Below are 24346 nucleotides of genomic sequence, written 5' to 3' on the forward strand. Positions count from 1 at the left end.
CCTGAGTAATCTTTATTCCTCACTCCAAATAATTGTATTTTACTTGAACAGTCTGCATTGCCTGAAAATAGCTCACCAGTCAAAAATGGAGTCGCATACTGTCCTGATTGGGTTGAGATTGTCATTACTACTCGTTCTTCATTTGCCCACCAAAACTCCATGACTGACTCTTCTTCACCAAAAAAAAAGTTACAAACTACTTTTTGATTGCTTTTATTGATAATCGCTAATCTTTTATGATTTTTATACGGATAAGTCGCGGCTAAGAAATCACCTTTAGGAGATATTTTAATCGCATTAAACATACTGTGCTTGGCGAGATCGTGTGCGTTTGTCGCGGCTGATGCATTAAGCCCACTTCCTAATATTAAACCAAGAAAAATCAGTATTTTTGTCATGTTAGTCATATGGATCTCCATCGATAGAATCTATTTCTACTTACTTCGTTTGATAACTGGCAGTACTCTCGCGCAATTACATTGACAGACGAACAGAGCATTACTCATTAATCAGCTGTTTGAACTGTTACGTCTCAACAGCTTACTATAACTTCATTTGTTTTTTTTGCCTTAAAACACACTTAATGGCAACATATTTTAAACATTAAGTTCAAAATATTTACATGAGGTGGTCTTTGCTATACCTTACATATGATTGCAAGAAATATGCAATTTTCACATAAAATCATCCGTCTGGTAACATTTTTACGTGTTATTAACAGCCGTTTTGGAGAATGTATGTATAAGACAACACTGCTTTGTAAAGCAATACAACTAGGCCTATTTACCGCTTCGATTTCTATTGCCAGCCACGCGTGGGCTGCAGAAGAAAAAGATGCTCAAACCAAAAATGAGAAAATTGAGCGTGTAGAGGTTACTGGTAGTCGAATTAATAGAACTGATTTAGAAAATGCTCAGCCCGTTGTTGTGTTAACCGCTGAAGATATGAAAAATGAGGGTTTTACAACGGCGTTCGATGCAATCCAAAGTATTTCTCAAAATACAGGAACAGCACAGGGTAACGAGTGGGGGGCGCAAGGTGGTTTTACACCAAATGCTGATGTAATCAATTTACGTGGTTTTGGGCCTGGCTATACCCTTGTTCTTCTCAATGGTCGACGTATTGCTGAAAACCCTACGCCCTATAATGGGCAAAGTAATTTTGTGAATTTAAGTGGCATTCCATTTTCTGCGGTAGAGCGAATTGAAATTCTGACTCAAGGTGCATCAGCTATATACGGTTCAGATGCTGTTGCTGGTGTTGTAAACATTATTTTGAAAAAGGATATAGATTCAACAACTGTGACTGCTATGTATGGTATTACACCAGAAGGTGGTGGTGCTCAAAATCGGTTTAGTCTTACCTCTGGCAGTACAGGGTCTGATTATTCAATTGGGGGAACCATTGAGTATTATAAACAAGATCCGATTTACTCTCATGAGCGGGATTATATGGATTCTGTTGATGATAACCCTGCCGGTGCGACTCCTCTTTCTCGAGGGATTTTATTGCTTGATAATTTTACTGGTAAGTATAGAGATCCTGGCGAACAAGGATGTGTAGATTCTGGTTCTGGATATGAATATGCGGATCGTAATGGTTTTGGTAAGTATTGTGGTGTTGATACTACAGGTGACAATACGATTCGAAATGAACGTGAAACCTTAACCGGTTATTTGTTTGGTACATACGACATCAACGATCATATGCAACTCTTTGCTGATACTATGTATTCAACAATAGATTCTGCAGTTTATGGTTCTCGTCACTTTTATAGTGAGAATTTGCTATTAAATACTCCTGATGGTTCTGGTAATTTCGGAGGAACCCGAGACTATGTATTGGCACAGAGGATTTTTAGTTTTGATGAGTTAGGCCAACGTAACACTCTATTTGATGAGCAGAGTTATAATGTCACTGTTGGTATTAAAGGTGATATTGATACAGCCTATAACTGGCAAGTGTATTACTCTGAGAGTCGTTATGATTACGAGAGTAGCCGAGATTGGATGAAGGAAGAAAAGGTCACCGAACTATTTCTAGGTGAAATAGATAATCCATATGGTCTTTATAATGGTGATGCTCCCGTAGGATTGTATGACAAAATTACACCAGAGATTCGGGACCAGTTACTTGGAACACAAGTTATTTTAGCTGATTCGTATGCTAGAACTTTATCTGCTGAAATTAATGGTGATTTATTCGAATTACCATCCGGTCCTATTGGATTTGCTGCTCTTATTGAATATAACAAGCAAGGCTATGATCTTAAACAGGATGACCGTACATTAAATACTGAAGGCAACGGATGGCAAGGCTTAACGGGTACGGAAGGTGGTGGCGATCGCAGTCGTTATGCTGCAGGTCTTGAGCTTCTGATCCCTGTGATTGAAGACTTAGATCTTGGTGTTGCAGCCCGCTACGATCAGTATGACGATGGCACTACCGAAGTTGGTGGTCGTTTAACCCCATCAATTACTATGACATATAAAGCTATGGATGAGTTAAAGTTCCGTGCAAACTGGGGGCAAAGCTTTAGAGCTCCAGATATGCACTATGTCTTTGCTGGTGATTCAGGCTACTTCACTACTGCGTATGACTATATTGATTGTCGTGTAAACGATCACGATGATGACCCTAATTTTGTACCGAGTCCAAGTGCTTGTGAAACGACATCTTTAAAAGGTAATCGTTCTGGTAGTAAAACGTTAGAAGAAGAGAAGGGAACAAACTGGGGCGTGGGGGTAATTGCTGAACCAGTGAAAGATCTTAGCTTAACTTTTGATTATTATAATATCAGTTTGAAAGATATTATTTCTGATGAAAGCGAACAAGATATATTAGATCTTGAATATGATTGTAAATATGGGCGAAATGGTAAAGACCCGTCTAGCAGTGAATGTACTAACAATGCAGCAAAAGTAGTTAGGGCTGCAGCGGGTGCTCCGAATGCTGGAGATATTGAAACTATTGTGGTTAATCCTGAAAACAAAGCACTCTATGAACAGAGTGGTTTAGATGCTAAGTTATTTTATACTTTAGATACTGAGTATGGAGACTTTGGCGTTCAATTAGGATGGACTCATATTTTAAGTACAAAATATCAAGTGGATTCTGCATCTTCTATTCAAGAGTTGCGTGATGATAAAGATAATTATGAGCCTAGATCTAAAACTAACTTAGTCTTGACTTGGCAATACCAAGACTGGTCCGTTGCTGTTCGTGGCGATAGAATTGGTGAAATTCCACTTTGGGAGCAACCTGCCGAAAACTACGATGATGAAACTGGCGATGTCATTAAAGTAGACCGTTTGAATCCTTACTACACGGTTAACATGAGTGTTGGCTATGATTTTACTGATAATTTGAAAGTATTAATTAGTGGTGAGAATATTTTCAATCAACGCCCTGAAGTAGATGTTACCCATGATGAATGGCCATTCTTTAACAGCTTCTCGTACCCTGGTGCCGCGATTGGCTCTGCTTATCGTGCAGAAATAAGTTATAAATTCTAAACAATAAAAAGTGATAGCACTTGTGCTATCACTTTTTTTAGAAGTATTTTTGTCTATCAGCTTTTGGTCATGAGGTATTTTCGACTTAGAACGATAATCGCTGTGGCAATGAGCGAGCCTAAAATCAATCCGAGTGCCAGGCTCACATTTTGCAGTGCTGTTGGGTCAATAACCAGTGCGATACCCATACCCAACATCATCACGCCTGACATAAGTTTCAGGGTTTGGCCTTCTTTTTCGGTTAACTTACGTTTGCCTAAGGTCGCACTGAAAACGATAACAATAATCGCCAGCGGGATCACATACACAATGTTATATAAAACCAGATACATATAGCGTTCAATGTCTGGCAGATTGTGCATAGAGAGCACGCTGGTGTAGATCATCGGGAAGCCTGCGGTGCAGAGCAGTTCATAGGCGTTGGCGAGGACTGCTAGTACGGTCGATCCAATAAGCAAGGCGCCTAAGCTACTCGAATTTGACAGTTTACCCATGCGCTTTATCAAACTCGTCCGATTTTCCGCCGACATCGACAGCGTCACCTCCCCCTTAGTAAAGAAGTAATCTTTGATGTTGATGACTCCAGCGATTAAGGCCAAACAACCCGCCGCTAAGATGATCATGCCGCCATCACTGCCTGCGCCCAACAGCTGGAAGATGTTCAGCCATGCCGTCATAAACAGGAAATAGATAAAGCCAGAGAAGAACACGAAAATCCCGCCGACGAGCAACATGCGGCTGCGACTCTTGGCATTAACCATGATCGACAATAAAAACAGTAAAACGAAGAAGGCGCAGGGGTTAAAGGCATCCACGCCTGCGAGCACTAAGGTGAGCAGCGGCAAAGACATAGTCTCGGGAGTCACTACGCCTACTAAAGGTAATTCAACGGGTTGAACTTCTGGCTCTGCAACGGACGCCTTTAAGTTGGAGGCATCACAGGTGCCTTCGCCAGTATCTGTACCACAAGTGCCAAAGAGCGGCGCATTGGTTTCTGTACTCGCGCTCGTACTGACAACGCCATTGGTGGGCATGTCCGCTTCGCTGAGTTGACCGCCAAGGGATAAATAACAATTCTTCAGTCGATTAACGAGAAACTCGCCCGTGACCGCTTCGCTCGAATAGCCCACAATGGCCTTTTCACAACTGGCCATATAGGGTACAGAACGTGCTTCTGTATTAGTTTTTGCGGCGATATTTTGCCAAATATCCTGCACACCTGGTGCGGACACCATATGAGATTCAAGTTCTATCCAAGGGTATTTTTGCGGCAATGAATCGATGAAAGGATGGGCCTCTGCACAGTGTGGGCAAGTTTTAGACCAGAAGAAATACAGCTTAATTTTGAGTTCACCCTGACCATTTATATTATGCCACGTTCGATCCGCTGAGCTTGCTGGTGTTGTCTCGGCCCAGCTAGGGATTGAAAAGGCAAAGAGGAATAATAGCGAGCAAAACAGAGATAATTTCGATAGATATTTTGTCATAGCGCCTCCCACAGAGAGTGGGTTTAAGTATCGTCAAACGGTTCGATTATCTCTTACTCTACTTAAATCAATCATTTTGATTAAATTAGATATTAAGAAGTGTTAGTTAACTCGCGAATAATAATTTTTTGGGAACTGAAACCAGTTTATCTCCCTGTGAAATGGGGTGATGCACACTCACTCTCAGCTTGAGTCGTTATTGGCTAATAAAGAATAAAGCACCCGAGGGTGCTCTATTTCTGACGTTATCAACAGGTGTCGATGATGGATTATGGTTAGCCTAGCGTTACGCCATTTACGCTAAGTTTCACGTCGATATTATTGCGAGTGGCGTTAGAGTACGGACAAACTTGATGCGCGTGACGTACTAGCGCTTCTGCGGCTTCTTGCGGTAAATCTAAGCTGACTTCTAAGGCAACCGCTAATGCAAAACCGCCGGTATCATTGGCAGCTATGCCAACAACCGCACTGACTGGCGCTTGTGTAATATCCACTTTGCCGATTTTAGCGACATGCAAAACAGCGTTTGAGAAACAAGCTGCATAACCAGCGGCAAACAGTTGTTCTGGGTTAGTGGCAAGTCCGCTACCGCCCATGGCTTTTGGATAGGCTAACGCGACATCCAGTAAACCATCATCCGTGCTCACTTGACCTTGACGACCCGCTTTTGCTGTGGCGCGTGTTTCATAAAGTGTTTTCATAATATTGACCTTTTAAGTTTAAGGATTAAGTAAATTGATTTGAATTGCGCTCAATTCAATTGTGGTAAACTATAATTCGATCTTTGGTGTGAATGCAAGTATATTGTGCGCAATATATTTAATTTGTCGGATCTTCCTATGGCAACAACTCAACCCAACACCCGTGTTAATACTGTCGATATGGCCGAAAATACCAGCAAAGAGAATGCCTTATGTCTTGAGAATCAAGTGTGCTTCTCACTTTATAGTGCCGCAAATGCTATGGTGCGTGCCTATCGGCCTTTGTTGGACAAATTAGATCTAACTTATCCGCAGTACTTAGTCATGCTAGTGCTGTGGGAAGAGCAGGGCATTAGTGTCAAAACCTTAGGCGATAAACTTTTCCTCGATTCAGGCACGTTAACGCCATTGCTGAAGCGACTAGAATCTAAAGGATTAGTGACTCGTGGTCGTAGCGAACAGGATGAGCGCGTGAGAGTGCTCGCCTTAACGCCAGCAGGGCTTGTCCTTAAAGCGCAGGCCAGTGAAATCCCCCATTTAATGCGTTGCAAAGTCGGCGGTGAGGCGAGCGAGTTAAAAGCCTTAAAGGCCATGTGCGATCAAGCACTTAAACAATTACATGCCAGTATTGATTAAACTCTTATCGTCGAGATTTGATCTAAGACTAACTTATTGACATATTAACGCTTATTAGCCGTTCGACTGAGCTTGATTGAATGTTTGAGGCTCAGTAGGTCGGTCGTCTATGGAAGGTTAGCGAGAGTGAGTTATGGCCAGTTTCGATATAGCCATTATTGGCGGTGGGATCAGCGGTGTCGGCATTGCCCAATATGCGGCAGCGGCGGGCTATTCCACCTTGCTGATTGAAAAGGGGGAAATTGGCGGCCAAACCTCGGCTAATTCCAGCAAGCTTATCCACGGCGGCTTGCGTTATTTAGAAACCGGGCAAATCAATTTAGTCCGCAAGTCCTTGCTTGAACGGCGTCATTTACTCAATCTTGCGCCCACTCTGGTTAAAGCTGTGCCTTTTTATATTCCCGTGTACGACAACAGTCAGCGCAGTCCTTGGACTATACGCGCAGGCTTAAGCATGTATGCACTGCTGAGTGAGTTTGATCCCTTGGGTCAGTTTGTATCTGTGCCTGCTGTGCATTGGCATCGTTTCAAAGGATTAAAACTCACGGGATTAAAAGCGGTATTTCAGTATTGGGATGCGCAGACCGACGATAAATTGCTCACTCAAGCGGTGGCGCGCAGCGCGCAGGCACTGGGCGCTGAAGTGTATGCCGAGGCTGAATTTCTTGAGCTGGAACATAAGCGCGAGGCTTGTGAGCTGAGTTTTAGCCACAGGGGCGAAATCCATAAAGCCGAGGCGAAGCTTGTGATTAATGCTGCAGGTCCTTGGGTGAATGCGGTTTTAAGCAAAGTCTTGCCCCCACTTGCGGGTGTTGAACTCGATTGGGTGCAAGGCGCCCATGTGCTACTGGATATTCCTGCGCCCGATGGCATCTTGTATTTAGAGTCTTGCTTCGATAAACGGGTCATATTTGTGATGCCTTGGTATGGACAAACCTTGGTTGGCACCACAGAAACTGAACTGGCTTCTTTGGATACACCACCCCAAGCGACCGAATCTGAAATTAATTATCTGCTTGGAATTTATAAGCATTACTTCCCGCTAACGCCGGAGATTGATGAGCTTAAGGCGAAGATAACCCAAATCTTCTGCGGCATTCGGGTTTTACCTAAGCAAAATAGCCTAGCCTTTGAGCGGCCGCGGGATACCTTGATGAAAACATCAATTTCCCATCCGCGCATCCTCAGTTTATACGGCGGTAAGTTAACGACGTTTCGCAGTACCTCGGCAGAAGTACTTGAATGGATTGAAAAGACCCTCGGTAAGCGCGAGGTGATTGCCGATGTTGATAAACTCAGCTTGTCTTGAATACATCTAAAATTGCGCCCTTGATACTGGTTTGAGCGTGTTTCGAGATGATTTTTACCTGTAAAACCGCTACAGTGTGGCGCTTTTTTACTGATATCTAGGATCTGCCGTGAGTGCTGCTATTGTAAATACCATCAAGCAATGTGGTTATTTTAACCAAGGTCAGTGCCTTTCTTGCCGGCATATTCAGCAGCCTCTAGCGCAGCAAGTGGCGGTTAAAACCCAAACGTTACAGCAATTACTCGCGCCTTTTATTCCCGCAAATTCGGTTGAACTTTTTCTGCCTCCCATTACTGGTGACGACAGCGGTTTTCGTAATAAAGCCAAAATGGTAGTGCTTGGTGCCGCCCATGAACCCGTATTGGGGATTATTAGCCCAAGTGGCGAGGCGGTGGATCTTTGCGACTGCTTGTTATATCCCGCTGATATGCAAGCCTTGTTGCACCGTTTAACCCGCTTTGTGCAGCAGGCGGGGCTTCCTCCCTATCGGGTTGATAAAGCCAAGGGTGAGCTTAAGTTTATTCTGCTGACCCGCAGCCAAGTACGCGGCGAATATCTGCTGCGTTTTGTGCTGCGATCCCATAATGGCATTGAACGCATCGAACGCGAATTACCTGCATTATTGGCGGAATATCCGCAAATAAAAGTCGTGTCAGTCAATATTCAACCGATTCATATGGCAATCCTTGAGGGCGATGAAGAGATTTTCTTAACAGAAAATACCCGTCTTGAAGAGCGTTTTAATCATGTGCCTTTATTCATTCGGCCCAAGAGCTTTTTCCAAACCAATCCGCAGGTGGCAGCAAAGCTGTATCAAACCGCCCGTGAGTGGGTTGCTGAGTTTTCTCCTCGCTCGTTATGGGATCTGTTCTGTGGCGTAGGCGGTTTCGGACTGCACTGCGCATCCAAAGACATTACCCTCACAGGGATTGAAATTGAAGCCGAGGCTATTGCCTGTGCGCAAATGTCTGCGCAAATGATGGGGCTTGAGAATGTGAGCTTTATGGCGCTCGATTCCACCGACTTTGCTAAGGGTAAAAGCGCTGCCGATAAGCCGGATTTGATTATAGTTAATCCGCCGAGGCGCGGTATTGGCGAGGCTTTATGCCAGTCATTAAGCGAGTTTGCCCCTAAGGCGATTCTCTATTCCAGCTGTAATCCCAAAACCTTAGCGAAAGATCTCGAGCATATTCAAGGTTATCACTTAACCAAGGTGCAGCTATTTGATTTATTTCCCCATACGGATCATTTTGAAGTCTTAGCTATGTTGGTGAAGGATTAGTTTTTAGCTCATCAATTTATCACTAAGCATTTGTACTTGTTCGTTTTACGATTATTGAAATCCGCTTAAACTATCTTAAGGGCTCTGCTGTGTGGAGCCCTTGTTATGCTTTTATCTGCGTTGCACGCGTGAAACTTCATCATAATGTCTTTTTAGTGGCATAATCTTCAGCACTTTATGCATTGATGGACGGCGATTTATGCAACAGATTTTCCTACGCTTTTTTACCTTAGGCTTGATGAGTTTTGGCGGACCTGCGGCGCACATTGGTTATTTTCGCCAGACCTTTGTTAATGAACTCGGTTGGCTCGATGATAAGCGTTACGCCAGTCTCGTCGCCTTAAGCCAATTTATGCCGGGGCCAGGGTCGAGCCAAGTGGGCTTTGCCATTGGTTATCAAAGAGGTGGGCTTGTTGGCGCGCTTGCAGCTTTTGCCGGTTTTACACTACCTTCCTTTATTTTGATGTACTTACTGGCGGTAACAACGTCGGCCTGGCTCGCTAATCATTATGTTCAAGGGATGATTTATGGGCTTAAATTAATGGCTGTCGTTGTGGTTGCCGATGCCGTTCTTGCTATGTTTAAACAGTTCTGCCAACGCAAATCCGCCCGTTTGCTGATGCTAGTCAGTGCTGCGGCGATTTTGATTGCGCCATTTATGTGGACGCAAATCCTGCTGTTACTCGGCGCTGCGACTATCGGTATCTATAAATTGAGTACGACGCAAGATGACACTGCACCGCTTGCACCGATTCGCTTGAATTATCTCTATTTACTGCTCTTTTTCGTGCTGCTCATCGGCAGTTTTTTTATGGTGGATTTCGGACCTGAGGCTTGGATCTTCAGCGAGTTTTACCGCGTAGGGAGTTTAGTGTTCGGTGGCGGTCATGTTGTGCTACCTCTGCTAGAAACAGCAGTGGGCGATACCATCGGCGGCGATCGTTTTCTGACGGGTTATGCCTTTGCCCAAGCTGTGCCTGGGCCTATGTTCACATTCGCGACCTTTTTAGGCGCCGAAGTCATGCTAGATAAACCTTTCATGGGGGCTTGCATCGCAACAGCGGCCATTTTTTTACCCGGATTTATCCTCATGCTGGTGGGCCTGAAGAGTTGGCATGCGATTGCCGCAAGACCAAAAATTGCTGGCGCGATAGCGGGCGTCAATGCCTGCGTTGTTGGCTTACTTGCCGCTGCACTTTACCAACCGGTGTTTTCTCAGGCGGTATTCTCGGGCAAAGATATGGCCTTGGTATTGCTCGGTTTTGGTGCATTAAAGTTATTTAAACCACCCATGCTGGTGCTGGTTTTAGGCTTTAGCCTGTGTGGGATCTTGCTAAATGTATTTTGAACTGAGGGCGATTAATTGCAGGTTTCTTGAGCAAGATTAAGATTTTGTTACTTTAAGCGCATAGTGAAATAACAATGTTAGCTATACTCCAAAGATACAAGTTGTATTCCTCTGGAGCATTCAAGTATGTCTAAGTTGAGTTTGCGCAATAAATTATTATTGCTATCGCTGTTCCCTTTGATCCTCGCATTATTTGTGTTGATGTCGGTTTCCTATTATGTCGAGCAAGATGCGCTTGCCGATGAGGTTGTTACTTTTAGATCTAAGCTCGTTGGTGAGCGCAAACAACAAATTAAAGAAGCTACCGAAATTGCCGCTGGTATAGTGAATTACCAATTATCGTTAAAAGAACAAGGGAATGTGAATCAAGCACTCAGAGACATACGTTTTGGTAGCGCGGGTTACTTCTTCATGTATGACTCTCAAGGTAAAAGCATCTTTCATGCCCTAATCCCAAGTTTAGAAGGGCAAAATAAGATTGATATGACAGATCCCCGCGGCACTAAAATTATCGTCGGCCTGCTCGACGCCGCTAAACATGGCGATGGTAGTTTCTCTTACTATTATCAAAAACCTAATACCAATGAGCAGATTGAGAAGATTAGCTATGTCATGATGATCCCGGGCACTGACTGGATGTTAGGTACTGGGGCATATATTGATGATATTGAAGCTGTTGTTGAAGATTATCGCGCCACAGTGACTGAGCAAATGGCGGATAAATCCTTCGCGATTTTGCTGATAGCGCTTTTCCTTACGGGTATTACTGGCTTTATCATTATGGTTGCTGCCCATCGTATGGTGGTGCCAATCAAGAATATGGCCGATAACTTAAATGATATCGCTAAGGGCGAAGGGGATTTAACCAAGCGACTTAGCGTAAAAGGTGAAGACGAAATTGCCCAACTTGGGCGCTCCTTTAACCTCTTTGTCGATAAACTGCAAAATATCATCGGCGATGTCGCGACCGCGACCGCTAAAGTAAAAACGGCAGCCAATGCGATTCATGATCAAACTAAAGTCATGTCGAGCCAGTTGGTGAGTCATAACAATGAAACTGACCAAGTGGTGACGGCGATCACTGAGATGTCATCTACTGCGAACGAAGTGGCTAAGAATACCACTCAAGTAGCCGAAGCGACTCATGCTGCTACTGGCGATGTAGCTAATGCCCAGCGCTGTGTTGATGCTTCACTTGAGGAGATTGCCTCCTTAATGTCGCAAATCAACAATGCGGCAGGCAGTATCAAATCACTCAGCGAGCAATCACAGAAGATCAACAGCGTACTGTCTGTGATTGGCGGTATTGCTGAGCAGACTAACCTGTTGGCATTAAACGCCGCCATTGAAGCTGCCCGTGCTGGTGAACAGGGTCGTGGATTTGCTGTGGTCGCCGATGAGGTGCGTAATTTAGCCAGTCGAACTCAAGCCAGTACGTTAGAAATCAACGAGATGTTATCGGCATTACATAAGCTAGTGACCCAAGCCGTGAAAGCCATGGAAGAGAGTCAACAAAGCTGCGTGCGTTCGGTGGATTCTTCTCGCACGATTTCCGACAGTTTAGGTTCAGTGACTTCGGCTGTGACTGCGATTAACGACATGAGTACCCAAATTGCAGCTGCGGCGACAGAGCAAAGCTCAGTAACCGAAGAAATTAACCGTAACGTGTATGCCATCCAAGAGATTGTGAATGAGCTACTTCATTCCAGCGAAGATGCCGCTAGGATCAGTATGACAGTCTCGGAAGAAGGCATTAACTTGGGCAAGTTAGTGGGCCAGTTTAAGATTTAGTGGGACAGTTTAAGATTTAATTGCAGCAATCTTGATTAAAAACGGGAGACTTAAAGTCTCCCGTTTTTATTTGGCTTATTTATCTTTTTGAAGAGCACTTAATCCATTTACTTTAGTCAATCCAGCCTAGTCAGTTCATTCTAATCAATTTTCTCGGCAACCCGCTCAACCCTTACCGAGCAGACCTTATATTCTGGGATAAAGGCCACAGGATCGAGCGCATTGATGGTGAGTTTATTCGCCGCAGCTTCCACAAAGTGGAAGGGCAGGAATAGTACGCCAGCTTGGGCTCTTTTCGTCACAAAGGCGTCGATTTCAATTTCACCGCGACGGGTAGTGAGTTTGATTTTATCGCCATTGCCTATGCCGAGTTGCTCGGCGTCATAGACTGAAATCATTACTTTAGGCGAGCCGAGTAAGTCGAGTCCGGCCGTTTTACGGGTTAAGGTGCCTGTGTGGAACTGTTCCAGTAAACGTCCGGTTGAGAGGGTGAGCGGGTACTCACTGCAGGGCATTTCTGCGGGTAAGCGATAACTCACTGGCGTGAACTTACCTAAGCCGCGGGTGAATTGATTTTGGTGCATGATGGGCGTTCCCGGATGGGTTGCATCTGGACAAGGCCATTGAATACCTTGGGGGATTTTACCGTCAACTCCAGTGCTTAATCGCTGCCAAGTAATGCCGCGATATTGTGGTGTTAGCTCATTGATCTCCTGCCAAATCGCTTCTTCATTGGGGTAATCCCAAGCGGCACCCATCGCATTGGCAATGGCTTGGACAATTTGCCAATCGGGCAGGGCTTCGCCTGGCGGTAACAGAGCTTGTTCGAGTCGCTGCACTCGTCGTTCAGTATTGGTGAAATGACCACGTTTTTCGACAAAGGCGGCGGCGGGCAGAACCACATCGGCAAGCTCGGCAGTTTCGGTGAGGAAGATGTCCTGCACCACTAAAAAGTCGATTGCATTAAGCGCCCTAAGCACGTGGGCTTGGTCAGGATCGCTCAATACGGGGTTTTCGCCCATCACATACAAAGCCTTTATTTTCCCTTTGGAAATATCATGCATCATATGGGTTGCGGTCACGCCAATTTCTCCCGATAACGGCGTTTGCCAATGTGCCTCGAAACGCATTCTGGCATGAATGTCAGTGACTTTTTGGTAACCACTAAAGAAGTTGGGCAGAGCGCCCATGTCACAGGCACCTTGCACATTACTCTGTCCACGAAGCGGGTTAATTCCCGCACCTTCAACCCCAATATTGCCGCATAGAAGTTGTAGATTGGATATGGCGGTGACATTGTCGTGTCCCGTCGTGTGCTGAGTGATCCCCATGGCATAGTAGATTGCTGTTTTTTCGGCCGTGCCTATGGTGCGGGCGATACAGGTAATATCTTCGACTTTAACGCCAGTTATCAAGGCCGCGTTTTCTAGGCTGTAATCTGCTTTTGCGAGTTCAGCGTAGAGAGCATCCACACCTTCGGTGCGTTCAGCGATATAACGTTTATCCTGCCAGTCGTTGCGGATGATTTCCGCCATAATCGCATTGAGTAGCATGACGTCAGTGCCGGGTCTGTGGGCGACATAAAGCTGTGCACTGTCGGCAATCGCGACACGTTTAGGATCGGCCACCATTAATTTTGCACCATGCAAAGCCACGGCTTGTTTGATTTTCGAGGCGATGATCGGGTGAGCGCTGCTGGTGTCTGAGCCTATGATAAAAATCACATCCGATGCTTGAATGCTCGGAATGTCATTGGTCATGGCGCCACTGCCGATACTTTGCTGTAGCCCTGTGACTGTGGATGAATGGCACAGGCGGGCGCAATGGTCGATGTTATTGGTGCCGAGTATGCTTCTGACAAATTTTTGCAGCAGGAAGTTTTCTTCATTGGTGGCTTTTGCCGAGGCTAAGCTTGCCAGTGCATTACTGCCATGTTGCTGTTTTATTTGCTGTAAATGTTCGGCCACATAGGCGATGGCTTCAGGCCAACTACTTGGCGTGAGTTGGCCATGTTTACGAATGAGTGGCGTGGTGAGGCGTTTTTCACTGTGAATAAAATCGAAACCAAATCGCCCTTTGACGCAGAGCATGCCTTGGTTAACCACAGACTCTTTATTGCCCTCGATATGACGGATCTGATTAGTGCTGGTATCGATTTTAAGGTCAAGCCGACAGCCTACACCGCAATAGGTACAAATAGTTGAGGCGGTTTTGAGTGGTGTTTCATCGCCTTGGCGTTTATCCCGCGCATCGACGAGTGCGCCTGTTGGGCAAACTTGTACACAGTTGCCGCATTGCACACATTTGCTGTCGGCCATGCTGGCGCTAAAGCCGACTCTCGGTGCGCGGCGTTCGATGGTTTCGCTTAGGTTTTGCGGCAGTGCTTGATAGGAATCATGGGCAAATTGAATCGCACAATGGCCACTTTGCAGTTGGCACACATCGACGCACTTACCGCAGCTAATGCAGCGGTTTGCATCAAATTGAATGAACGGACTCGATTTATCGACCGAAAACTTACGTGCGCTTTGAATGCTGAGTGACTTAGGTTCGACATGGTAGTCGGTCGCATAGTCCCTTAATTTACAATCAGTATTGGTTTGGCAGGCGCATTCAAGGCATCGCGCGGCCTCTTGCATGGCGGCATCGGGAGCAAAACCTAGCTCGACTTCGCCATAGTTGAGTAGACGCTGCACCGCACTCAGCTCTGGCATGGTTAAACGGGCTTTACGCGGTACGGCGGGATAAAGATCGGTTGCGGGCAAGTCTTGTGTCACCGCTTTGCTGATGACTTTTGATGAATTAAATTCAGTGGCATGCAGCTCACAGCTTAGGCCTTGTTTGAGTAATTTATCTATGGCGATAGCGGCTTTATGGCCATCGCCTATGGCGGCGACTGCGGTGGCAGGACCGCGGCGCGCATCCCCCACCACGAAGAGTTTTTCAACCCCTGATGACATAGTGTGCTCGCAGCCAATAAAGGTATTCCAGCGGCTGAGAGCAAGTGTGCCTTGGCTTAAAGGACTGGCGGGATCTTGCATAAAACTCATATCGGGAGTTTGTGATACTGCGGCTATCACAGTGTCGAAATCTTGAGTAAAGGTTTCACCTGTATCAACGGGAGCGCGTCTGCCAGAGGCATCGGCTTCGCCGAGTGCCATCTTAGCGAAGGTGACTGAATGGACTCTGCCGTGAGCATCGCTATGGTTTTCAAGCGGATTGGTTAAAAAATGAAACTTCACCCCTTCGACTTCGGCCTCGTGTACTTCGTAAGCTTCGGCGGGCATTTCTGCGCGGGTGCGGCGGTAAATTAAGGTGACATCGCTGCCTTCACGCACCGCAGTGCGGGCGCAATCGATAGCGGTATTGCCGCCACCAATGACGGCGACTTTCTTACCTAAAACAAGTGTCTTTTCGAGACAATGATCTTTTAAGTAATCGACACCTAAGTAGCAACCTTTGAGTGTGCTGCCGGGATAATCCATAGGCACGGCTTTTTGGGCGCCGATCGCAAGACAGACAGCATCGAAATCTTCAACTAATTGATTTAAATGCACCTCATGGCCGAGGCGCGTGTCTGTGTGTATGGTTAAGCCGTTATGGCACAAGAGTTCGATTTCTTTATCGAGTATCGCCTTAGGCAAACGATACTCAGGAATACCATAGCGCAGCCAACCACCCGCCTGTGGCATGGCCTCGAATATCTCTACGCTATGGCCTTGGTTTGATAAGTAATATCCGGCACTTAACCCTGCTGGGCCCGCCCCGATAATCGCGACTTTTTTGCCCGTGTCGGCTTGGCGCGGCGGCACATAACTCATGCCGCCCTTTTCGCCATCAGCTAAGTCGAGATCGGCGGCGTGGCGTTTTAATTGACGTATGGCAATGGGCTCATCGACCAGCCCGCGGCGACATTGCGCCTCACAAAAAGCAGGGCAAACACGGCCAATAGAAAGCGGCAGCGGCAAAGTTTGTTTAATGACTTTAACGGCTTCGGTATGGTTGCCTTGGGCTATGTGATACAGGTAACTCTGTACATCGACACCCGCGGGGCATGCTTGTTGGCAGGGGGCTTCGCAATCGGCGAAATGATCACTCAAGATTTCAGTCAGCGCTTGTTTGCGTTTTTGGCTTAAGAATTCAGACTGAGTTATCACCCGCATGCCTGCTGTGATAGGTGTTTCGCAGGCGCGAACGCAGCGCAAACTGGCGTCGGTGTTTTCAATTTGGACGACACACAAATTGCAGGCTTGCTTGTCTGCTTGTGCATGAGTGTGTGCATGAGTGTGTGCATGAGTGCCTAACTGCTGCGAGGCTGCGCTGGGATCACATAAGCTGGGTATGGCTATGCCCGCAGCATGTGCCGCTTGCAGTAGGTTATCGGTCGGGTTAACCGACAACACTTGGTCATCAATTCGAAGTTCTATCATCCCATGGCCTTTTTTATATGTAGGGTGCTTAGCTGCTATAGCGCGGGGCTGCAGGCTTAGGTTGCTTCGAGTATACCTAGACAGCTTTAGAAGACGCTTATGGGCGAGGGAAGTTTGCAACAGAATTGCAGCTTGAATCACAAACCTAGTGCAGACTGTGCGCTGATGAATGTTTGTTCGAATTGAGCCGTGATTAGGTTGGTGGTATTTGGGCTTTTTAGTGGTAATTTCATTGATATTACGAATGTTTTCTTGGCAGGTAAGTGGTACTTTGGGTCGCGTTTGGTCTACTGAATCAATTAGCTTGGCTAAATTTAAGTAAGATCACAGTCTTAACTCTGCGCTTTTTGTTAGTCTCGGCATTGGCAATGTGGCCTTTTAGGCCGGAAAATAATCCTTGTTATCCCATTTAATGAACAGTGCCCCCCTAGGTTTACCAGCCTGGTTAGGTTAAAATGCGCGGTTGCAAATACTGTTAATCACTGCCTCTTTTAGTGGAAGATCAATTAAAGCGGCCAAATAAAGAAAGTTGAAAATTCATGTTTGAAGTTAATCCAGTAAAATTCAAAATTAAGGAGCTTGCCGAGCGCACGCAGCTTCTTAGGGGGTATCTTTGACTACGATGCCAAAAATGAGCGTCTAGAAGAAGTTACCCGTGAGCTTGAAAGTTCAGAAGTGTGGAACGACCCAGAGCGCGCCCAAGCCTTAGGCAAAGAGCGCGCCAGCCTAGAAGCTGTGGTCAAAACCATAGACGATATGGACTCAGGTCTTGAAGATGTTGAAGGCTTACTCGAGCTGGCTATTGAAGAGGAAGACGAAGACACGTTCAACGAAACCAGTAAAGAGCTGGATTATCTCGAAAGCCGCCTTGCCGATCTCGAATTCCGCCGTATGTTCTCCGGCCCGCAAGATGCGTCAAACTGTTATTTAGACATTCAGTCTGGCAGTGGTGGTACCGAAGCCCAAGATTGGGCCAACATGGTGCTGCGTATGTACCTGCGTTGGGGTGAAGCCCATGGTTTTAGCCCAGAGTTGATGGAAGTGACCGATGGTGACGTGGCCGGTATTAAAGGCGCGACCATTAAGTTCACTGGCGAATATGCGTTCGGTTGGTTACGTACCGAAACGGGCGTGCACCGCTTAGTGCGTAAGTCGCCATTCGATTCATCGGGTCGTCGCCATACCTCATTCTGCTCTGTGTTCGTTTATCCAGAAATCGACGACGATATCACTATCGATATCAACCCATCGGATCTGCGTATCGACACTTACCGCGCATCAGGCGCGGGTGGTCAGCACGTTAACAAAACAGAATCGGCGATTCGTATTACCCACTTACCGACTAACACAGTCGTGCAGTGTCAGAACGACCGTTCACAGCACAAGAATAAAGACGCTGCAATGAAGCAGTTGAAAGCAAAACTGTTTGAGTTAGAAATGCTCAAGCAAAATGCCGACAAACAGGCCGCAGAAGACGCTAAGTCTGATATCGGCTGGGGCAGTCAAATTCGCTCTTATGTATTAGACGATGCCCGCATTAAAGACTTACGCACAGGCGTTGAAAACCGTAGCACTCAAGCGGTACTCGATGGCGATCTGGATAAGTTTATCGAAGCCAGTTTGAAATCTGGGCTGTAATTAATTCAAGGTATAGACGAGAAATAAGATGACTGAACAAGTAATTGATGAGAACAAACTGATCGCTGAGCGCCGTGCCAAGCTAGAAAGCATCCGCCCAAACTGTAGTGCTAATGCGCATCCAAATACCTTCCGTCGCACCCATAAAGCGGCTGAACTGCAAGCACAGTATGGTCAAAACACTAAAGAAGAACTCGAAGCCTTAGGTTTTAAGACCAGCATTGCTGGCCGCATCATGGCAAAACGTGGTCCTTTCTTAGTGATCCAAGACGTGTCTGGCCGTATTCAAGCCTATGCTGAAAAAAGCGTACAAGCTGATTTAAAAGAGCGTTTTCAAGGTCTGGATATCGGTGACATTATCGGTGTAACCGGTCAGCTGCACTTGTCTGGCAAAGGCGATTTATACGTCAACATGGAACAGTATGAGCTACTGACCAAAGCACTGCGTCCATTGCCTGCGGACTATTATGGTCTCGCCGATCAAGAAATGCGCTACCGTCAACGTTACGTGGATCTGATCGTTAACGAAGATTCACGCAATGCTTTCATCATGCGTTCTAAAGTGGTTTCTGCAATCCGTAACTTCATGATCAAAAAAGAGTTCATGGAAGTTGAAACCCCTATGATGCACGTGATCCCAGGTGGCGCTTCGGCCCGTCCTTTTATCACTCATCACAACGCCTTAGACATGCCAATGTACCTGCGTATCGCGCCAGAATTATATCTGAAGCGTTTAGTGGTTGGTGGTTTTGAGCGTGTGTTCGAAATCAACCGTAACTTCCGTAACGAAGGTCTGTCGCCACGTCATAACCCAGAATTCACTATGATGGAATTCTATATGGCTTATGCAGACTATAAAGATCTGATGGACTTAACCGAAGAAATGCTCAGCTCGATTGCTATCGAACTGCTTGGCAGTGCGCAAATGCCATACGGCGAGCACACAGTCGATTTCGGCGGCCCATACGCACGTTTAAGCATGTTAGAAGCGATTCAGAAGTACAATCCTGATAACGTGACTATCCAAGCTATGACCTATGAGCAAGTGAAAGATGTTGAATTCATGCGCGATTTGGCGAAAAGCTTAGGCATGAAGATTGAGAAGTTCTGGACTTGTGGTCAGCTGCTTGAAGAAATCTTCGGTGAAACTGCTGAATGGCAATTGATGCAACCGACGTTCATCACTGGCTACCCTGCGGATATTTCACCACTGGCACGTCGTAACGATGACAACCATTTCATCACTGACCGTTTCGAATTCTTCATCGGTGGCCGCGAAGTGGCTAACGGCTTTAGCGAGCTGAACGATGCTGAAGATCAAGACAACCGCTTTAAAGCGCAGGTTGACGCGAAAGATGCCGGCGACGATGAAGCTATGTTCTACGATGCAGACTATATCACTGCACTAGAGCACGGTTTACCACCAACGGCAGGTCAAGGTATTGGTATCGACCGTTTAGTGATGTTGTTCACTAACACTCATACTATCCGTGACGTGATCCTGTTCCCAGCGATGCGCCCACAGGCGTAATGCAGTCGAACCAGGTTTTTCATTGGTACATTTTGTTGCATTAGCCTTAGCTACGCGGCTGCTAGCAAGTCGTAATAAGTTGAGTTTGCAGTGAGTTAAGGAATGACCTACCCATCACGGCGATGATATGCCCCATAAAAACCAGCCATTTGGCTGGTTTTTTGTTTTCTAGAATAGTTAAAAATGATGCGTGCTAGAGTCGAACCACTAGTAACCTAAAAATAGGTTAGATGAACATCATCAAGTGGCATGTGAGTTTCAGGTGTGGCTATCGATTGTAGTGTAGATTGCGGGTTTAGTTTGTGAGTGTCGATTGTGGTTTTAACTTGGAGTTTCATATTGGGATGTCAGGAAATACTCAGCCAAGGTGAGAGCATCCAGTCACCAGTTATACACGATATTGGCTGTGTTCATTTCATTATTGGTAGAGAAGATTTACGGGAAGACCCAGGCTGAAGGGGTTAAGACGCGGCAATGAGTGAATGCCAAAATAGCAGGCTGCATCACTGACGTTATAAACAGTACGATGAACTATTTTCAAACGCATTTATTCACCTATGCCCACCCAGTGGTAGTTTCAGATAATCAACCCGACATTAGTCTAATAGGGTGTTGCTTGACCTCAGTCGCTAACTCAATGAAACTCTCCATTAAATCACCTCCTACTAAAGTATGGATAATTAAATAATGTTAATTTTCTTTATTTGTATCGCACTCTTAGTGCTTGCGTACAAGTTCTATAGCCCCTTTGTTGAACGTCAAGCGGGTATCGATCCTAAAGCTAAGACGCCACAGGCAAAATTCGAAGATGGTGTTGATTATGTGCCTGTTCATCCAGCTAAAGCGTTTCTGATCCAATTCCTCAATGTTGCGGGTGTGGGGCCTATTTTTGGTCCGATCCTCGGTGCTTTATACGGTCCTATTGCCTTGGTGTGGATTGTGCTGGGAAACATTATAGGCGGTGCGGTGCACGATTATTTTTCTGGCGTGCTCAGCATTAAAGAAGACGGTAAGAGTTTGCCTGAGATAGCTGGTCATTACTTTAATATTTACTTTAAAGGCGTGATGTTGCTGTTTACCGCCATGCTGCTGTTTTTTGTGGGCGTGGTCTTCATCATGAGCCCTGCAGGTTTACTGAGTAATCTCGATTATTTCAAAGATACTATCTTTGGCAATAACACCTTTTGGGTAGTTGTGATTTTAGCCTATTACTTTTTGGCGACTATGCTGCCGATCGATAAAATCATCACTAAATTGTATCCCGCATTTGGTTTGTTGATGATAGTGATGACGGTTTCTATTGCGGTTGCCCTGATGATCAATGCACCGCAGTTACCTGAGATGGGCGATGTGTTTGCTTATTTCGATCACAGTCACTACAACAATGAGTTACTTGAGCCAAATCCAGACGGATTGCCGGTATGGCCACTGTTGTTTGTGACTATTACCTGTGGTGCGATCAGTGGTTTCCACTCGACGCAAGCGCCCATCATGGCCCGTTGTTTGACCAACGAGAAGTATGTGCGTCCTGTGTATTATGGCGCTATGGTTGCTGAAGGTATTGTTGCTTGTGTATGGGCTACTGCGGGTATCGCGGCTTTCCCAGGTGGTTATGTTGAGCTTAAGAGTTTGCTCGACCAAGGTGGTCCAGGTTTAGTAGTTAACCAAGTGGCGACGACGTATCTCGGTGTGATGGGCGGCATTATGGCGATTGTGGCCGTGGCTATTTTCCCGATCACCTCTGGTGATACTGCGTTCCGTTCGCTGCGACTGACGATTATCGACGCCTTCCATATTCCACAAAGCATGCGTAATCGTTTATTGGTTGCTGTACCTATCCTAACGATTGCGTACTTTATGACGAAGATCGATTTCTCCTTGATTTGGCGCTACTTTGCCTTCTCAAATATGCTGCTATCAACCAGTGTATTGTGGTTAGCGACTAAGTATTTGTTCGATCGCGGGACCTTCCATTGGATTGTGAGCTTGCCAGCGATTGGTGGTACTAGTGTCACAGTTTCTTACATTATGACAGCGGGTATTGGTCTGGGTTTACCCCAACCTTTGAGCCAGCCTGTAGGTATCGCAGTCGGGGTTATCTGTTTAGTCGCGCTGATTATTGCGCACAACCGACGCAAACCTGTGGTAGACGTCAACTAGTCCGTTACACCAAGTTTGACCATTTAGACACAAGGGCTGCATTTTGCAGCCCTTGTTTTTTATGATTAGCAGTAACTTAGCTATCTTTTAATATCTTAATTTAAAAAGGGCAATGTTTGCTGAACATTATTTAATGGGATGATTTATCGCGTTTCATCTATAGGTAAGGTAAGGTCGTTAGACTGTTTTTTGTTTCTCTATAGAAACGATTAGTCGGTGAGTTAGAACGTTACGCAGTACAAACATGCAGCAAAAGTCATTTAGTTTTTACTTACTTGAATATTTTTTGCGAACAGAAGGAGAGCACGTTATGTCTGAGAACAAATGTCCTATGCATCATTCTGCTGGTGGCACCACGAATCGAGATTGGTGGCCTAAACAGCTCCGGCTCGATATTCTGCACCAACACTCTTCTTTATCTAATCCTTTGGGTGATGACTTCAATTATGCTGAAGCCTTTAAATCCCTCAATTTAGCTGCTGTAAAGCAAGATCTCCTTGCATTAATGACGGATTCACAGGACTGGTGGCCTGCAGATTTTGGCCACTATGGGCCGCTATTTATTCGTATGGCATGGCACAGTGCCGGCACCTATCGTACCGGTGATGGACGTGGCGGAGCGGGGAGTGGTAATCAACGTTTTGCGCCGTTAAATAGTTGGCCAGATAACGTAAACCTCGATAAAGCACGCCGGCTCCTTTGGCCGATTAAACAAAAATATGGCAATAAAATCTCTTGGGCCGATTTGATGATCCTCACAGGTAATGTCGCGCTGGAATCTATGGGATTCAAAACCTTAGGCTTCGCCGGTGGGCGAGTCGATATATGGGAGCCCGAAGCCGATGTCTACTGGGGTACCGAAGATAAGTGGTTAGACGATAAGCGTTATTCTGGTGAGCGGGATCTTGAAAATCCTCTTGCTGCAGTACAAATGGGGCTGATTTATGTTAATCCTGAAGGACCCAATGGCGACCCAGATCCTTTCGCTGCCGCTGTCGATATCCGCGAAACCTTTGCCCGCATGGCGATGAATGATGAAGAAACCGTAGCCTTGATTGCTGGTGGTCATACTTTTGGTAAAACCCATGGTGCAGGTGACGCAGCATTAGTCGGACCTGAGCCAGAAGCCGCAGGTATTGAGCAGCAAGGCCTAGGCTGGCAGAGTCGCTATAAAAGCGGTAAAGGTGGCGATACTATTTCCAGTGGCCTCGAAGTGACTTGGACTTCAACACCAACCCAATGGAGTAACAATTTTTTTGAAAATCTATTCGGATATGAATGGGAACTGACTAAGAGCCCTGCGGGTGCCCATCAGTGGATACCTAAAAATGGCGCGGGTAAAGGGGTGATCCCCGATGCGCACGATGCTTCAAAACGTCATGTGCCAACCATGTTGACTACCGACCTTGCACTGATCTTCGACCCTGATTACGAGAAAATATCACGTCGATTCTTTGAAAATCCCGATGAGTTTGCCGATGTATTTGCAAAAGCCTGGTACAAGCTGACACACAGAGATATGGGGCCATGCACGCGCTATTTGGGTCTTGAAGTGCCTGCCGAAACGTTTCTTTGGCAAGACCCCATTCCTGCGGTTGATCATCCCCTGGTTAATGAGCAGGATGTTACTGATCTTAAACTGAAGATTATTGGTTCTGGATTAACGATTTCAGAAGTCGTTGCAACCGCTTGGGCCTCGGCATCGACCTTCCGGGGTTCTGATATGCGCGGTGGTGCGAATGGTGCTCGAATTCGGCTCGCACCGCAAAAAGATTGGCCAGTGAATCAGCCTGAGCAGCTCGCTAAAGTGCTGAAAGTACTTGAAACTATTCAGTCTGAGTTCAACAAAAGCGGTAAAAAAATCTCTCTTGCTGACTTAATTGTGCTGGCAGGTTGTGTTGGTATCGATCAAGCGGCCAGAAATGCAGGGGTTGAAGTGACGATTCCATTTACGCCGGGTCGTATGGATGCCACGCAAGCGCAAACTGATGTGGAATCTTTTGCGGTACTTGAGCCTGTAGCTGACGGCTTTAGAAATTATCATCCCACCCAGTTTTCGCTATCGGCGGAGGAGTTATTGGTCGATAGGGCACAGTTACTGACATTAACCGCGCCGGAAATGACAGTGCTCATCGGTGGGTTGCGAGTGTTAGATACGAACGCCGATCAATCTAAAACGGGTGTATTGACCACGCGCCCAGAGTTTTTAACCAACGACTTTTTCGTTAACTTGCTGGATATGGGGACGATATGGAAACCCACTTCCAAAGCGGAGGATAGGTTTGAGGGTGTTGATCGCGTTAGCGGCCAGCAAAAATGGACGGCGTCGCGGGTTGATTTGATTTTTGGCTCTAACTCGCAGCTGCGTGCACTTGCAGAAGTATACGCGAGCAGTGATGCGCAACTGCGATTTATCGATGACTTTATCGCGGCTTGGACTAAGGTAATGAACTTAGACAGGTTTGATCTGCGCTGAGTTTAGCTTTAGTTTGTAAGTCTTATCTAAGTGGCAAATGGG

General features: G+C 46.1%; 13 protein-coding genes and 1 pseudogene. 10 read left to right on the forward strand and 4 right to left on the reverse strand.

All coding sequences use genetic code 11. The features are described from left to right. Window positions 1–407: pseudogene (locus K5Q99_RS08445) on the reverse strand (hypothetical protein); the annotation flags it as partial. 330 nt (window positions 408–737) lie between these two features. Between K5Q99_RS08445 and K5Q99_RS08450 the strand changes: the two are divergent. After that, on the forward strand, window positions 738–3515 hold the full coding sequence (locus K5Q99_RS08450) for a TonB-dependent receptor domain-containing protein (protein ID WP_198555537.1): 2778 nt from the start codon (window positions 738–740) through the stop codon (window positions 3513–3515). A 56-nt stretch (window positions 3516–3571) separates the two neighbouring features. On the opposite strand, the gene K5Q99_RS08455 is transcribed toward K5Q99_RS08450, so the two are convergent. Next, on the reverse strand, window positions 3572–5002 hold the full coding sequence (locus K5Q99_RS08455; RefSeq protein ID WP_220776602.1) for a cytochrome C biosynthesis protein: 1431 nt from the start codon (window positions 5000–5002) through the stop codon (window positions 3572–3574). 275 nt (window positions 5003–5277) lie between these two features. Further along, window positions 5278–5703 carry an organic hydroperoxide resistance protein gene (locus K5Q99_RS08460; RefSeq protein WP_220776603.1) on the reverse strand — a complete coding sequence of 142 codons (426 nt, stop codon included), beginning with the start codon at window positions 5701–5703 and terminating at the stop codon, window positions 5278–5280. A 138-nt stretch (window positions 5704–5841) separates the two neighbouring features. Here K5Q99_RS08460 and ohrR point away from each other — a divergent pair, with 138 nt between their 5' ends. The 5 genes from ohrR to K5Q99_RS08485 all read left to right on the forward strand — a co-directional run bounded on the left by ohrR (window position 5842) and on the right by K5Q99_RS08485 (window position 12069). Beyond that, window positions 5842–6339 (forward strand): transcriptional regulator OhrR, encoded by a 498-nt coding sequence (gene ohrR, locus K5Q99_RS08465; protein ID WP_220776604.1) that lies wholly within the window; start codon window positions 5842–5844, stop codon window positions 6337–6339. A 133-nt stretch (window positions 6340–6472) separates the two neighbouring features. Then, entirely contained in the window at window positions 6473–7648 is a 1176-nt protein-coding gene (locus K5Q99_RS08470; protein ID WP_220776605.1) for a glycerol-3-phosphate dehydrogenase/oxidase, read from the forward strand. A 109-nt stretch (window positions 7649–7757) separates the two neighbouring features. Next, the gene (gene rlmC / locus K5Q99_RS08475; RefSeq protein WP_220776606.1) at window positions 7758–8930 is read left to right on the forward strand and encodes a 23S rRNA (uracil(747)-C(5))-methyltransferase RlmC; all 1173 of its coding nucleotides are present in this window, start codon (window positions 7758–7760) and stop codon (window positions 8928–8930) included. A gap of 199 nt (window positions 8931–9129) precedes the next feature. Beyond that, window positions 9130–10278, forward strand: coding sequence for a chromate efflux transporter (gene chrA, locus K5Q99_RS08480; protein WP_106651474.1), 1149 nt, complete (start codon window positions 9130–9132; stop codon window positions 10276–10278). A gap of 126 nt (window positions 10279–10404) precedes the next feature. Beyond that, on the forward strand, window positions 10405–12069 hold the full coding sequence (locus tag K5Q99_RS08485; RefSeq protein ID WP_220776607.1) for a methyl-accepting chemotaxis protein: 1665 nt from the start codon (window positions 10405–10407) through the stop codon (window positions 12067–12069). Window positions 12070–12209: 140 nt separating this feature from the next. On the opposite strand, the gene fdhF is transcribed toward K5Q99_RS08485, so the two are convergent. After that, window positions 12210–16499, reverse strand: a complete 4290-nt coding sequence (gene fdhF / locus K5Q99_RS08490; RefSeq protein WP_220776608.1) for a formate dehydrogenase subunit alpha — start codon at window positions 16497–16499, stop codon at window positions 12210–12212. A gap of 539 nt (window positions 16500–17038) precedes the next feature. Here fdhF and prfB point away from each other — a divergent pair. From prfB to katG, 4 genes are all read left to right on the forward strand, one after another. Further along, window positions 17039–18137 (forward strand): peptide chain release factor 2 gene (gene prfB, locus K5Q99_RS08495; RefSeq protein WP_006080387.1). Its coding sequence is split into 2 segments (ribosomal slippage): window positions 17039–17113 and window positions 17115–18137, totalling 1098 coding nucleotides; the frame shifts between segments, so codons are not numbered across the junction. 28 nt (window positions 18138–18165) lie between these two features. Then, complete coding sequence (gene lysS, locus K5Q99_RS08500) at window positions 18166–19668, forward strand: lysine--tRNA ligase (RefSeq protein WP_220776609.1); 1503 nt, start codon at window positions 18166–18168, stop codon at window positions 19666–19668. 687 nt (window positions 19669–20355) lie between these two features. Beyond that, window positions 20356–21828: a carbon starvation CstA family protein gene (locus K5Q99_RS08505; RefSeq protein WP_220776610.1), complete on the forward strand. Its 1473-nt coding sequence runs from the start codon at window positions 20356–20358 to the stop codon at window positions 21826–21828. A 310-nt stretch (window positions 21829–22138) separates the two neighbouring features. Next, window positions 22139–24304, forward strand: coding sequence for a catalase/peroxidase HPI (gene katG, locus K5Q99_RS08510; RefSeq protein WP_220776611.1), 2166 nt, complete (start codon window positions 22139–22141; stop codon window positions 24302–24304). Window positions 24305–24346: the final 42 nt, after the last annotated feature.

It is taken from the genome of Shewanella hafniensis, assembly GCF_019655335.1.
In the GTDB taxonomy this organism is placed as follows: domain Bacteria; phylum Pseudomonadota; class Gammaproteobacteria; order Enterobacterales; family Shewanellaceae; genus Shewanella; species Shewanella hafniensis.